Raw genomic sequence first — 13,920 nt, 5'->3', positions numbered from 1 at the left:
TACCGAGCAAAGAGTCGAACACCCCGAGTCTGCTGCGTACTGGACTCGAGTTCAAGAAAAAACGCCGTCGGCCCCGCACCATGGTGCGGGGCCGACGGTCGGTTCGGCGGAATCCGATCAGCTCACGGCGACCGGTTCCTTCTTCTTCAGCTCGACGGACTTCTGCTGCAGATCGCGCAGCTTGGTGCCCTCGACGTCGATGTCAGGCACGATCCGGTCCAGCCACTTCGGCATCCACCAGGACCACTTGCCCATGATCACCAGCAGCGACGGGATCAGCACCATGCGGACGATGAAGGCGTCGAACAGCACGCCCGCCGCCAGCGCGAAACCGAAGGACTTCGCGGTCACGTCCGACTCCAGGATGAAGGAGGCGAACACCGAGATCATGATGATCGCGGCGGAGGTCACCACGCGGGCGCCGTGGTGGTAACCGGCCACCACCGCTTCCTTCGGCGACTTGCCGTGCACGTACTCCTCGCGCATGCGGGTCACCAGGAAGACCTGGTAGTCCATGGCGAGACCGAAGACGAGGCCGATGAGCATGATCGGCATGAAGCTGACGATCGGCTGCGGGTCGTCGATCAGGCCGAGCTTGCCCTCCTGGAAGATCAGCACGGTCGCGCCGAAGGTCGCGGCCATGGAGAGCAGGAAGCCGAGCGCCGCGGTCAGCGGCACCAGGATCGAGCGGAACACCAGGATCAGCAGGATGAACGCGGCGCCCGCCACGATGGCGAGGTAGGGCGCGATCTTGCTGAGCAGCACGTGGTCGACATCGGCGTAGATGGCGGTGGTGCCGGTGATGCCGTACTCCATGCCGTACTGCGCCTTGAGTTCGCCTTCCGCGTCGCGGGCGTCGCGCACCAGGTCCTTGGTGTCCTGGTTGTTCGGGCCCGACTTCGGCACGCCGTCGAGCAGCGCGCCCGCCTTGTCCTCGCCGCTGAACTGCGGCTCGGTGACGTAGTCCATGTTGTCGTAGGACGCGAGCTTCTCGCGCAGCGCGTTGACGGCCTCGTCACGCTGTTCGGGCGCGACGTTGCTCAGATCGACCGCGACGTTGAGCACGCCGTTGCTGCCCTCGCCGAAGCCCTCGGTGCGCAGCTCGTAGGCCTTACGCACGGTCGAGGTCTTGGGCATGCTGTCCTCGCCGGGCAGCCCCAGGTTCAGACCGGCGGCCGGGGCGGCGAGCGCACCGAGCGCCACGATGGACAGCACGAGCGCGGCCCACGGGGCCTTGCCGATCAGGCGGCCGAAACGCATGCCGTTGGTGACAACGGAGTCGTCCTCCGGGTCGTGCTTGGCGACCAGCGGCAGCTTCGGCTTGAACAGGAATCGGCCGAACGCGCCGAGCAGCGCGGGCATCAGCGTGGTCGCGGTGATCACCGCGAACGCCGCCGCGATCGCGCCGCCGAGACCCATGAAGGTCAGGAACTCGACGCCGACGATGCTCAGGCCGGCCAGCGCGATGATCACGGTCAGACCGGCGAACACCACAGCGGAACCGGCGGTGCCGAGCGCGGTGCCCGCCGCCTCTTCCGGCGAATCCTGCACGGCGAGTTCGTGCTTGTAGCGCGAGACGATGAACAGCGCGTAGTCGATGGACAGCGCGATGCCGATCATCGAGGCGAGGAACGTGGTGAAGCTCGGGACCTCGATGAACGAGGTGCCCAACAGGATGACCGAGGTGGCAGCGCCGAGGCCGATGATCGCGGTGACGATCGGCACGAAGGCCGCGACGATGGCGCCGAAGGCCACGATCATCACGACGAGCGCGACGCCCATGCCGATCAGCTCGGCGGTACCGCTCGGCTGCTCCTGGGTCTGGGCGATGGAACCGCTCACCTCGACGACGAGGCCGGAGTTGCGCGCGTCGGCGCCGACGTCGTAGGCCGCCTTGCGGTTCTCGTCGGTGACGTCGGTGAACTTCGCGATGCTGAACGGCACGCTCATGAACGCGACGGAGTTCGGGTCGTCCTTGCTGAGCACGTTCAGCGGGGCGCCACTGCACTGCGACGGATCCGGGTTCGCCAGGCAGCCCATCTTCTCCGCGGCGTCGATCGGGTTCACGATCGGCTTCTCGTGGTCGACGATGTCGAGCTGGTTGAGCTTGGCGATGAACGCCTCGACCGCCGCACGGTTCGCGGGATCGGTCAGCTTCTGCCCTTCGGGCGCGCCGATGACGTAAGTTCCGGTGACGGCGTCGAACTTGAAAGCCTCGGACGCACCGGGGAAGTGCTTGTCGAGAATGTCGTTGGCCCGTGCCGAGGGCAGCTCGGGCATGCTGAAGTCGTTGCTCATCGGTTTGCTGAGCTGCGCGCCCAGACCACCCAGGAGCACGAAGAGGACAAGCCAGACCGGAAGCACTATCCATTTCCGGCGGAAAGCGAACTTTCCGAATCTATAGAGGTAAACGGACACGCGGGTACTCCTAGCGATGACTGGTACGTGCTGGATCATGGCGCGTAGACAGCACTCTCGCGGGGCGCCCTGCCTGTCCCCGCCTCCACTTTCGCTTTCTGCCTACCGTGCGGTAGGTAGACTACCGAGCGAGTAAGTGGAGGTACAACCTCAATTTTGGTGGCAACGTTAGCCCCGCGCAGAATTGACGAGAGGATCATCCAATGGCCGGCCCCGACGCACCCGACAGCGTTATCGCAGGTAGCGGCACTAAGATCGCGATCCGCGACGCCGCTGTGAAGCTATTCGCCGCCAAGGGATTCGAGCAGACGAGCCTTCGTGAGGTCGCGGATGCGGTAGGAATCACAAAGGCTTCGCTGTACTATCACTACCCCTCGAAGCTCGATCTGCTATTGGCCATCATCGATCCGATCATCGACCACCTACGTTCGGTCGTGGAGGACATCGACGCCGTTCCGTACAACGCCGAGGGTGTGCGCGCGGTGTTGCGTGCGCACCTGCGCGGGCTCATCCGGCACCGCGACGCGGGGGCGCTGTGCGTGCGCGACGCGGTGGCGATCGTCAACGCGATGGCCGACCGATATCCGGACCTGATGGACTCGAATCGGGTGCTGCGCGACTGGCTGGCCGGTCCGAATCCCACCGACGAGGCGCGGGTGCGGGCCTGCGCGGCGCTCGAGGTGCTCGGGGTCGCGCTGATTTCGAAGGAGCTGGTGCCCGGCGCGGAGGACTCGTTGCTGGAGACCACGCTCCTCGACTCGGCCACCTGCGTGTTGACCGCCTGCGGCACCGCGTAGATTCGTGCGCGTCGTCGAACACGCCTGGGAGTAGCCGTGCACATCACCGCGAAGGTCGATTACGCGGTGCGAACCCTGCTGGAGATCGCCCGGGCAACGCCGGACGCCAAGATCAAGGCCGACTCCATCGCGGCCGCGCAACGCATTCCGCCCAAGGTGCTCGAGACCGTGCTCGGCGAGCTGCGCCGCGCCGAGCTTGTCGTCAGCAGGCGTGGGCCGGACGGCGGATACTCGCTGGCCAGGCCCGCGGCCGAGATCTCCATCGCCGACGTGATCCGCGCGATCGAGGGCCCGCTCGCCTCGGTGCGCGGGCAGCGCCCCGAGGACGTGAAGTATCCGGGCGCGGCCGAGCCCTTGCAGTCGGTGTGGATCGCGTTGCGTGTGAACATCCGCGCGGTGCTGGAGAACGTGACCGTCGCCGACATCGTCGCCGACCGGTTGCCCGAGTTCGTCGATGCGCTCACCGGCGACCCCGGCGCCTGGGAGCGGCGCTGAGCTGCGGTTCCGCCTAGAGGAAAACGCCACGACGGGTGTCCGCGATTGCCGGTAGCCTGCGAAGCATCATGTTGATCCGACTGCTCAGAGCTCATCTGTACCCCTACCGCGCACAACTGGCGGGGGTCGTTGCGCTCCAGCTGGTTTCGGTCATCTCGATGCTCTACCTGCCCAGCCTGAACGCCGATCTGATCGACAACGGCGTCACGAAGGGTGACATCGGTTACATCTGGACAACGGGCCTGTGGATGCTCGCGGTCACGGGTGTGCAGATCGTCGCGTCCGCGTTCTCGGTCTATCTCGGCGCGCAGGCGGCCATGGGCGCGGGTCGTGACCTGCGCGGCGCGCTGGTGCACCGGGTCGGCACCTTCTCCGCGCGCGAGGTCGGCATGTTCGGCGCGCCCTCGCTGATCACCCGCAACACCAACGACATTCAGCAGGTTCAGCTGCTCGTCGTGATGTCGGCGACCATCCTGGTGATGGCGCCGATCATGTGCGTCGGCGGCATCGTCATGGCGCTGCGCGAAGACCTGGGTCTTTCCTGGCTGCTGCTCATCGCGGTGCCCGCGCTGGCGCTGGCGATGGGAGTCGTCGTCGCCAGGATGGTGCCCGGCTTCCGCGACATGCAGGAGCGCATCGACGCGGTCAACCGGGTGCTGCGCGAGCAGATCACCGGCATCCGGGTGGTGCGCGCGTTCGTCAGGGAGCGGCAGGAGACCTGGCGGTTCGGCGTCGCCAACAGCGAACTCACCGAGGCCTCGCTGCGGGTCGGCAGGCTGATGGCGCTGATGTTCCCGACGGTCATGCTGATCAGCAATGTCACGGCGGTGGCGGTGATCTGGTTCGGCGGGCACCTGATCGACTCGGGCGAGATGCAGATCGGCTCGCTGACCGCGATGTTGTCCTACATCTTGCAGATCCTGATGGCGGTCATGATGGCGTCGTTCCTGGCCATGATGGCGCCGCGCGCCGCGGTCTCGGCCGACCGGATCGGCGAGGTGCTCGCCACCGAGTCCTCGGTGCTTCCGCCGCGCCTACCGCAACCGTTCAAAGGCGACCCGGCCTCGATCGACTTGCAGTTCTGCGAGTTCGCCTTTCCCGGCGCGGAGAAGCCAGTGCTGCGCGCGATCCGTTTCCAGGTGGAGCCGGGCACCACGACGGCCATCGTCGGTTCCACCGGTTCCGGCAAGACGACGCTGCTGAACCTGATACCGCGGCTGATCGACGTCACCGACGGCGCGGTGTACGTGGGCGGCACCGATGTCCGCCACCTCGACCTGGAAGTGCTGCGCGAACAGATCGGTCTGGTTCCGCAGAAGGCGTACCTGTTCTCCGGCACGGTCGCGAGCAACCTGCGCTACGGCAACCCGGACGCCACCGACGAGGAACTGTGGCGCTGCCTCGAGATCGCGCAGGCCGCCGACTTCGTGCGGGAGATGCCGCAAGGACTGGAGACGCCGGTGGCGCAGGGCGGCACCACGGTCTCCGGCGGTCAGCGCCAGCGCCTCGCCATCGCGCGAGCACTTGTGCGCAGACCGCGGATCTACCTGTTCGACGACTCGTTCTCCGCGCTCGACGTCGCCACCGACGCAAGGCTGCGCGAGGCGCTCAAGCCGGAGACCGAGAACGCCTCGGTGATCATCGTGGCCCAGCGCATCGCGACCATCCGCGACGCGGACCAGATCATCGTGCTCGAAGACGGCGTGATGGCGGGCATCGGCACCCACGAGCAATTGCTGCGCGACTGTCCCGAGTACCAGGAGATCGTGGCGTCTCAGCTGAGTGTGGAGGAGGCGCGATGAGGCCAGGGGCTCCCACTCCCGGGTCACCGGACGCGAAGGCGAAGTCGTTCGGTCCGTCGCTGAAGCGGCTGCTGCGCAGGCTCGCCCCGGAACGGTTCTACGTCTGGTGCATCGTCGGCCTCGCGGTCGTCTCGGTGGTGCTCAACACCCTCGGCCCGTACCTGCTCGGCAAGGCGACCAACCTGGTCTTCGACGGCGTGGTCGGCAAGAACCTCGAGGCGATGCGCGGGCTGTCCAAGGAGCAGGCCGTCGAGCGGCTGCGCGAGAGCGGCAACGACACCCTCGCCGACATGCTCAGCGCCATGAACGTGATCCCCGGCGTCGGCGTGGATTTCGGCGCGGTGGGCCGGGTCCTGCTGCTCGTGCTCGCGCTCTACGTCGGCGCCTCCGTGTTCGGCTGGTTGCAGGCCTACCTGCTCAACATCGTCATCAACCGGACGGTCAAGCGGCTGCGCGGCGAGGTCGAGGACAAGATCCATCGACTGCCGTTGCGCTACTTCGACTCACAGCCGCGCGGTGACGTGCTGAGCCGCGTCACCAACGACGTCGACAACGTCTCGCAGAGCTTGCAGCAGACCATGAGCCAGCTGCTCATGTCGGTGTTCTCGGTGATCGGCATCCTGATCATGATGTTCTGGATCTCGCCGCTGCTCGCGCTGATCGCGCTGCTCACCGTGCCGGGCGCGATCGTCGTCACCGCGCAGATCGCCAAGCGGTCCAAGCCGCACTTCGTCGACCAGTGGAAGTACACCGGCCTGGTCAATGCCCAGGTCGAGGAGGCATACACCGGCCACGAGGTGGTCACCGCGTTCGGACGAGGCCGCGAGGTCGGCAGGCAGTTCGACGAGCGCAACCAGGCGCTTTACGAATCCAGCTTCAAGGCGCAGTTCATCTCGGGTCTGATCATGCCCGCGATCATGTTCCTCGGGAACGTGAACTTCGTGCTGGTTGCACTGGTCGGCGGTCTGCGGGTGGCCACAGGTCATCTCTCGCTCGGCGAGGTGCAGGCGTTCATCCAGTACTCCAGGCAGTTCAGTCAGCCGCTGACCCAGATCGGCGCGATGGCGAACCTGCTGCAATCGGGCGTTGCCTCGGCCGAGCGGATCTTCGAGATCCTCGACGCCGAGGAGCAGAGCCCCGATCCGGTCATGGAGAACACCAGGCCGGTGGATCGCGGGCGGGTCGAGTTCGAGGCCGTCTCGTTCCGGTACGTGCCGGAGAAGCCGGTGATCGAGCGGCTTTCGCTGGTCGCCGAGCCGGGGCACGTTGTCGCGATCGTCGGGCCGACCGGCGCGGGCAAGACCACGCTGGTGAACCTGCTCATGCGCTTCTACGAGCTGGACGCCGGGACGATCACCATCGACGGCGTCGACATCACCGAGATCACCCGCGATCACCTGCGTTCCCGGATCGGCATGGTGTTGCAGGACACCTGGCTCTTCCGCGGCACCATCCGGGAGAACATCGCCTACGGCAATCCGAACGCGAGCGAAGAGGAGATCCTCGCCGCGGCGAGGGCGGCCTACGTCGACCGGTTCGTGCACGCGCTGCCCGACGGTTACGACACGATCATCGATGAGGAGGGTTCGGGCGTAAGCGCGGGTGAGAAGCAGCTGATCACCATCGCCCGCGCCTTCCTGGCCAAGCCCTCGATCCTGATCCTGGACGAGGCGACCAGCTCGGTGGACACCCGCACCGAACTGCTCGTCCAGCACGCCACCGCCGCGCTGCGCAGAGACCGAACGAGTTTCGTCATCGCCCACCGCCTTTCCACCATCCGCGACGCCGATCTGATCGTCGTCATGGAGGCGGGACGGATCGTCGAGCACGGCACGCACGAGCGGCTGCTCGAGGAGCGCGGTGCGTACTACCGGCTCTACAGCGCGCAGTTCGCCGCGGCGGCGGCCGAAGCCTGACGCGTGTGCCCGCGGTCTCTGTCGCCGCAAGGTCGTACCATCGTTATGGGGCCGTGACATTCGGTCCTGGATACGCCGAGCCCCCGCAGCAGGTGGCTCCAGCGGGGCCCGAGGTCTTTGGTCGGGCGCCCGAAGTCGACGCGAGCACTCCGGAATTCGTAATACTCGAGGGGTGCTGCCGTCTTGCCGCGAAGTCCTCGGCGGTCCACGGTGCAAGTAGGAGATCAAGGTATGAACAACCCTGATGAACCGCTCGACGGCACCAATGGTGATCTCGCGCCGCAGGTGTCCGGCGAGTTCATCGTCTACAACACCGAAGACGGCCGCGCCGAAGTGCAGCTTCGCACGGTCGACGGAACCGTTTGGCTGACGCAGCGTCAGATGGCCGAGCTATTCGACAAAGACGTCAGGACGATCAACGAGCACATCAAAACGATCTATGCCGATGACGAGTGTGTGATGGAGGCAACTATCCGGAAATTCCGGATAGTTCGTCACGAGGGCGGGCGGCGCGTCGAACGCGAGATCGACCACTACAACCTCGACGTCATCCTGGCAGTCGGCTACCGCGTCCGGTCCCCGCGCGGCGTGCAGTTCCGCCGCTGGGCGACCACCGTCCTGCGCAACTACCTGATCAAGGGCTTCGCCATGAACGACGCCCGACTCAAGGATCCGCAGGGCGTCGACTACTTCGACGAACTGCTCGAACGGATCCGCGATATCCGCGCATCCGAGAAACGGTTCTACCTCAAGGTCCGCGACGTGTTCGCGGTGTCGAGTGTCGACTACGACCCCAAGTCCGCTGTCGCGCAGACGTTCTTCGCCACAATCCAGAACAAGCTGCTCTACGCGGTTTCCGGGCACACCGCCGCGGAACTCGTCGTAAAGCGTTGCGACCCAGAGAAGCCGAACATGGGCCTCACGGTTTGGAAGGGCGCGGTTGTCCGAAAAGGTGACGTCAATATCGCGAAGAACTACCTCGTCGAGTCGGAGCTGAAGCAGCTCAACAGGCTGACGACGATGTTCCTCGACTTCGCCGAGGATCGTGCGGAACGCCGAGAGCAAATCCGCATGGCGGACTGGATCACCATGACCGACAAGTTCCTGGATTTCAACGAGCGTGGTGTGCTCCGCAACGCCGGGCGAGTGTCGGCCGATGAAGCCAACCAGGTCTCGGCAGCGCGCTACGCGACGTTCGAGGCCAGACGTACGCGGATGGAGGAGGACGCCGCGGATATCGCTGAGCTGGAGGCCATTCAGTCGGAGGTCGAACGACGCGGCAACCCGCCTCGCTAGCTCGGTCATTCGCAGAGTTGGGGGAGGAGGGTGGTGTAGACCCAGTCCTCCCAGCGCTGGGGGGTCCAGCCTCTGGTGCGGACGAGTAGGAGGAAGAGTTCGGTGCTGAGCAGGCCGTAGAGGAGGTCGGCGGCTTCTTCCGGTGAGACGGCTTGGCGCGCACCGGGTTTCGTCATCAAGGTGGTGGCGGTGCGTAGTTGCACGGTGTAGCGCGGGTCCGGCTGGTCCGCGGGCCACATCGCCGCGACCTCCGGGTCGGTCGCCGCGGCCGTCTCGATCACCTTGTGTATCGGCGCGATACGTTCGAGGACCGGGCGGGTGCCCGCGATGTGCGCGCGCAGGTGCTTCTGCGCTGTCGCCGCGGCCATGGCGGTGCGGAACCACTCGCGTTCCATGGTCGCGACCGGTTCGTCGTCGCCCGCGATCGTGACGTCGACCAGCTCCTTCAGCAGTGTGCGTTTGTTGCCGAACGTGAAGTAGATGGTCTGCACCGCTACGCCCGCGCGCGCGGCGATCTCTTGCAGGTTCGTCGCGCCGTAGCCCTGCTCGACGAACAACTCGCCTGCGGCGGCCAGTATCCGCCGACGCGTCTCCAGGGCTTTGAGGGCCCGCTTGGTCGTCCCCTTGACGGCGCTCATGACCGAAGTCTATATCTGATTAGAGTCGAACTCTAGTGAGGAATCGGTCATGACGGTGGTCATTCTCGGCGGATACGGCACTGTCGGGCGCGAAGCGGCCGGAGCGCTGGTCGCCGCTGGTCAGCGCGTGCGGCTCGTCGGCCGTCGTCCCGAGCGGGCGCGGGCGGTAGACGGCGCCGAGATGGTTCGGGCGGACATCGCCGACGACCGGCAGCTGGCCGAGGTGCTGGACGACGCGTCGGTCGTGCTGATGTGCGCCGAACTCGACAACGCGAGGGTCGCGCGCGCCTGCTTCGAACGCGGCGTGCACTACTTGGACGTGAGCGCGTCGCACGGGGTGCTGCGCGGCATCGAGGAACTCGACGACCTGGCGGCGGCGCACGACGCCGTCGGTGTGCTCAGCGTCGGACTGATACCGGGTGTGTCGAATCTGCTGGCCCGCCGGGTGGTCGAATTCTCGGGCGGGCGGACGGTTCGAATCGGCGCCGTCCTCGGATCCGGCGAGGCGCACGGTCCGGCCGCGCTGCGCTGGACACTCGACGGTCTCGGCACCATGTCCGGCTCCTGGCGGATGGCCTTCCCCGGGGGCGGTCGCATGGTCCACCGCTTCCCGTTCTCCGATCAATACACACTCGTGCACACCCTGGGGATCGATGAGGCGCGGACCGGTCTCGCCCTCGACTCCCGCCCGTTGACCTGGTCGATCGGCGCGGCACGTCGGCCGCTCCTCGCGCGCCTGATGCGCGGGCGCGTGGTCGAGTGGTTGCTCGCGCGCGTGCACGTCGGCTCGGAACGGTTCGCGGTGGTCGCCGAGTCGGGTGCCACGTCGGCCTGGTTCGTCGGCCACCGGCAGAGTCACGCAACTGGCCTGGTGGCCGCCTTGCTGGTGCAGCGCGTCGGATCCTTTCCAGCCGGAGTTCGGCACATCGACCAATTGGTCGAACCGGGTGAGTTTCTCGCGGAGCTGGACGCCTACGGGTTCGAGTCGCACCTGCCGGAATGAGCGGGGACTGCCCGCGAGGGGTCGGATGGGCACGCGGTGGGCGACGCGACCGGCGGTTGACCGGCGGCGGTCGCGCGGTTCGATTCCGCGGGCGGCGGCTGGCGTTGCGGGCGGCGGCGTGGTCGTGCGTTGGTGATGCGGATTGGCGACGGGCGGCGGTGTCCCCGACGGGTGCGGGATGCGGTGGGCGGCGATCACCGTGGTCGGGCCGGGTGTCGACGTCAGGGTTGGATGGGCGATGGTCGCGGGCGGACGGCGAGGCCAGCGCTTGGCAACGAGCGGCGAGCGGCGGACGGGTGGCGGACGAGCGGCGAGCGGCGAGCGGCGAGCGGTGGACGAGCGACGGGCGGCGATGACCGCGGGCGCGGCAGGCGGCGATGGCGGCGGTCGACGACCGCGAGGGTGCTAGAGCGGGGCGGGTGTCGGTGGCAGCGGACGGGCGGCTCGGACCGGCGGGTGGCGCGAGTTCGGGTTTCGCGGCGCGGTGCGTGCGGCGGGCGATCCGGGTGGTGGCGTGGTCGTGCGTTGGTGATGTGGGCTGGCGGCTGGCGGCGGTGGCCCGGAGCAGGGCCGGATGCGGCGGGCGAGGCGGCAGCGGTTGAGCGGCGGATGGCTGCGGGCGAGCAGGTGGGCGGCAATGACCACGGGCGCGGCAGGCAATGGCGGTGGTCGAGCGCCGGGTGGCGGTGGCAGCGGACGGGCGGCGCGGGGTGGGTTGGGGCGCCTGAGAGGATGAGGGGCGTGTCAGCAGCGGAATCGTTCTCCTTCAGCGTTGGCGCCCGGCTGGACGGGCGGCACGGTCGCTCGGGTGTCATCCAGACGCCGCACGGCGCTGTCGCGACGCCGGCGTTCATCCCCGTCGGCACGAAGGCGACGGTCAAGGCGGTGTTGCCGGAGACGATGAGCGAACTCGGCGCGCAGGCGCTGCTGGCGAACGCCTATCACCTCTACCTGCAACCGGGCGCGGACATCGTGGACGAGGCGGGCGGACTCGGCGCGTTCATGAACTGGCCGGGACCCACCTTCACCGACAGTGGCGGCTTCCAGGTGATGTCGCTTGGCGTCGGCTTCAAGAAGGTGCTCGCGATGGAGGCCGTCGACGTGCGCAGCGACGACGTGATCGCGGCGGGCAAGGAGCGCCTCGCCACCGTCGACGACGACGGCGTCACCTTCCGCTCGCACCTGGACGGCTCCACGCACCGGTTCACCCCGGAAGTCTCGATGGGCATCCAGCACCAGCTCGGCGCGGACATCATGTTCGCCTTCGACGAGCTCACCACGTTGCTGAACACCCGTGCCTACCAAGAGAAGTCGCTACAGCGCACGCACGAATGGGCGCAGCGCTGCATCGACGAGCACGAGCGGCTGACCGCGGCCCGCACGCACCGGCCATACCAGGCGCTGTTCGCCGTCATCCAGGGCGCGCAGTACGAAGACTTGCGCCGCAAGGCATGTCGCGAACTGGAGGCGATCCGCGGCATTGGCGGAACGGGTTTCGACGGTTACGGCATCGGCGGCGCATTGGAGAAGCACAATCTCGGCGCCATCGTCGGCTGGTGCTGCGACGAACTGCCGCAGGACAAACCGAGGCACATGCTCGGCATCAGCGAGCCGGAGGACATCTTCGTCGCGGTGGAGAACGGCGCGGACACCTTCGACTGCGTGAATCCGTCGCGCGTCGCCCGCAACGCCGCCATCTACGTCGCCGAGGGCCGCTTCAACATCAACACCAGTCGCTTCCGCCGCGATTTCACCCCGATCGACGAGACCTGCGACTGCTACACCTGCGCGAACTACACCCGCGCCTACATCCACCATCTCTTCAAAGCCAAGGAGATGCTGGCCGCCACGCTGTGCACGATTCACAACGAGCGCTTCACCGTTCGCCTGGTCGACCGAATTCGCGCCAGTATCGACGACGGCACTTTCGACGAGTTCAAAGCTGAAACATTGGGCCGCTGGAAGGGCCGCATCCGCACGCCGTAGTCGCAGGCCCGCATTGTCCGAGGCGCATCCCCGCCTCGCCTTCGGCGGTGTGCGAGGCGGGGATTGAGCGACTCGCGCTCTACGCGTGCAGCGGGTCGACCGCGCGTGGCGCGTAACCGGGCTCGTGCTTCTTCAGCAGCGCGATCACCCGGTAGGTGAGCGGCATGACGAGCACCTCGACCAGCGTCTTCCAGAGGAAGCCGATGATCACGTAATTCACGAACTGCTGCCAGGTTTCGATGCCGATGGCGGCCGCGGCGATCGAGCAGAAGATCAGGGTGTCGGCGAATTCGCCGACCACGGTCGAGCCGATCAGCCTGGCCCACAGGTATTTCTCCTTGGTCCGTTCCTTGATCAGCACCAGCGTCGCGGAATTCAGCAGCTGGCCGACGAAATACCCGGCGAGACCCGCGATCACCAGCCGCGGCACCGGACCGACGATGCTGCGCAGCGCCTCCTGGTTCTCGTAGAAACCGGCGGAGGGCAGGCGAAGCACGATCGCGAAGCACAGCACGGTCAGCACCAGGGCGCCGAAGCCGTAGTAGATGGCGCGCCGGGTGGCGCGGAAGCCGTACACCTCGCTCAGCACGTCGCCGAGGACGTAGGCCAGGGGAAAGAGGAAGAACGCGCCGTCGGTGACGATCGGCAGGATCTGGAGCGGTCCCACCGTGACCGATTCGTCGCGGAAGAATTCGACGCCCTTGGTGGCGCAGATATTCGAAATGATCAGCGTCGCGGTGAACAGCGCGACGATCGGTGTGTAGTACCCCCGCGCGACCTGGGCGAATGCCGCGTGGTCCGGCGCGGGGCGCCCAGACCCCTCGTGTTCTTCGGATTTATGCACATCACTCACGGGCATCATCCTCCCAGCTGGGGCTTGGTCGCGTGGGGCGGTCGGTCGTGCAGGGCGGACCATCGCCGCTGCCGTGCGAAATTTTGGGCGGACCGGGTCCCCCTGCGCCCATTACGCTGTACCCATGACGAATCCCGGCGATTCCGACGAGTGGTGGAAGCAGTACGGCGGCCAAGGCGTGTCGCCGGACTCCGGCGCCCAGGGCTCGGTACCGCAGTATCCGAACTCCGAACCGACCGGGTACCCCTCCACCCCGCAGTATCCGCAGCAGCCGCCGCCGTCGCAGCCGCAGTATCCGCAACAGCAGCAGCCGTACCCGAACTACCAGCAGCCCGCGAGCGGTTCGCCGTACCAGTCGGGACCGGCGCCTTATCCGCAGCAGCCGAATTACGGTTATCCCCAGGGCTATCAGCCGTACGGCCAGCCACCGAGCCAGGGATCCAACGGTCTTGCGATCGCCGCGATGATCGTCTCCATCGCCGGTGTCGCGTCCTGCTGCTTCCTGCTGCCGAGCATCATCGGTTTGGTGCTCGGTGTCGTCGCGCTGAATCAGATGAAGCAGTCCGGCAACTACGAGGGCAAGGGCATGGCTCAGGCCGGTGTGTGGGTCGGTGCGGGCGGCCTCGTGCTCGGCGTTCTGTACTGGGTGCTCAGCTTTGTGGGCGTCGTCGCGGGGTGGTGAGTCGCCAAACGATCCGCAGCGAACGGCTCGCGCC

Annotated in this window: 11 protein-coding genes; 8 read left to right on the top strand and 3 right to left on the bottom strand. The window is 66.9% G+C overall.

Annotation, left to right across the window (positions count from 1 at the left end):
* Positions 1-117 precede the first annotated feature (117 nt).
* Entirely contained in the window at positions 118-2,418 is a 2,301-nt protein-coding gene (locus tag CRP45_RS18750; protein ID WP_097246197.1) for an MMPL family transporter, read from the bottom strand.
* A 203-nt stretch (positions 2,419-2,621) separates the two neighbouring features.
* Here CRP45_RS18750 and CRP45_RS18745 point away from each other — a divergent pair, with 203 nt between their 5' ends.
* The 5 genes from CRP45_RS18745 to CRP45_RS18725 all read left to right on the top strand — a co-directional run bounded on the left by CRP45_RS18745 (position 2,622) and on the right by CRP45_RS18725 (position 8,724).
* Entirely contained in the window at positions 2,622-3,215 is a 594-nt protein-coding gene (locus tag CRP45_RS18745; protein ID WP_067789728.1) for a TetR/AcrR family transcriptional regulator, read from the top strand.
* Between the two features lie 36 nt (positions 3,216-3,251).
* Positions 3,252-3,710, top strand: coding sequence for an RrF2 family transcriptional regulator (locus CRP45_RS18740; RefSeq protein ID WP_067789731.1), 459 nt, complete (start codon positions 3,252-3,254; stop codon positions 3,708-3,710).
* 68 nt (positions 3,711-3,778) lie between these two features.
* Positions 3,779-5,512 (top strand): ABC transporter ATP-binding protein, encoded by a 1,734-nt coding sequence (locus tag CRP45_RS18735; RefSeq protein WP_097246196.1) that lies wholly within the window; start codon positions 3,779-3,781, stop codon positions 5,510-5,512.
* Positions 5,509-7,428, top strand: coding sequence for an ABC transporter ATP-binding protein (locus CRP45_RS18730; RefSeq protein WP_097246195.1), 1,920 nt, complete (start codon positions 5,509-5,511; stop codon positions 7,426-7,428). Before CRP45_RS18735 ends, CRP45_RS18730 begins: the two co-directional genes overlap by 4 nt.
* Before the next feature lie 231 nt (positions 7,429-7,659).
* Positions 7,660-8,724: a virulence RhuM family protein gene (locus tag CRP45_RS18725; RefSeq protein ID WP_097246194.1), complete on the top strand. Its 1,065-nt coding sequence runs from the start codon at positions 7,660-7,662 to the stop codon at positions 8,722-8,724.
* A 5-nt stretch (positions 8,725-8,729) separates the two neighbouring features.
* Here the strand turns inward: CRP45_RS18725 and CRP45_RS18720 are convergent, their stop codons facing one another.
* Positions 8,730-9,362, bottom strand: coding sequence for a TetR/AcrR family transcriptional regulator (locus CRP45_RS18720; RefSeq protein ID WP_097246193.1), 633 nt, complete (start codon positions 9,360-9,362; stop codon positions 8,730-8,732).
* A gap of 49 nt (positions 9,363-9,411) precedes the next feature.
* Between CRP45_RS18720 and CRP45_RS18715 the strand changes: the two genes are divergently transcribed.
* Entirely contained in the window at positions 9,412-10,365 is a 954-nt protein-coding gene (locus tag CRP45_RS18715; RefSeq protein ID WP_097246192.1) for a saccharopine dehydrogenase NADP-binding domain-containing protein, read from the top strand.
* Positions 10,366-11,097: 732 nt separating this feature from the next.
* Positions 11,098-12,351 (top strand): tRNA guanosine(34) transglycosylase Tgt, encoded by a 1,254-nt coding sequence (tgt, locus tag CRP45_RS18710; protein WP_097246191.1) that lies wholly within the window; start codon positions 11,098-11,100, stop codon positions 12,349-12,351.
* A gap of 79 nt (positions 12,352-12,430) precedes the next feature.
* On the opposite strand, the gene CRP45_RS18705 is transcribed toward tgt, so the two are convergent.
* A complete protein-coding gene (locus CRP45_RS18705) occupies positions 12,431-13,213 on the bottom strand; it encodes a queuosine precursor transporter (protein ID WP_097246190.1) in 783 nt (260 codons plus the stop codon).
* A 115-nt stretch (positions 13,214-13,328) separates the two neighbouring features.
* Here CRP45_RS18705 and CRP45_RS18700 point away from each other — a divergent pair, with 115 nt between their 5' ends.
* Positions 13,329-13,886 (top strand): DUF4190 domain-containing protein, encoded by a 558-nt coding sequence (locus CRP45_RS18700; protein WP_097246189.1) that lies wholly within the window; start codon positions 13,329-13,331, stop codon positions 13,884-13,886.
* Positions 13,887-13,920: the final 34 nt, after the last annotated feature.

This window comes from Nocardia amikacinitolerans, assembly GCF_900215415.1.
GTDB classification, from domain to species: Bacteria; Actinomycetota; Actinomycetes; order Mycobacteriales; family Mycobacteriaceae; genus Nocardia; species Nocardia amikacinitolerans.
This window is presented reverse-complemented; position numbering and strand designations above follow the sequence as displayed.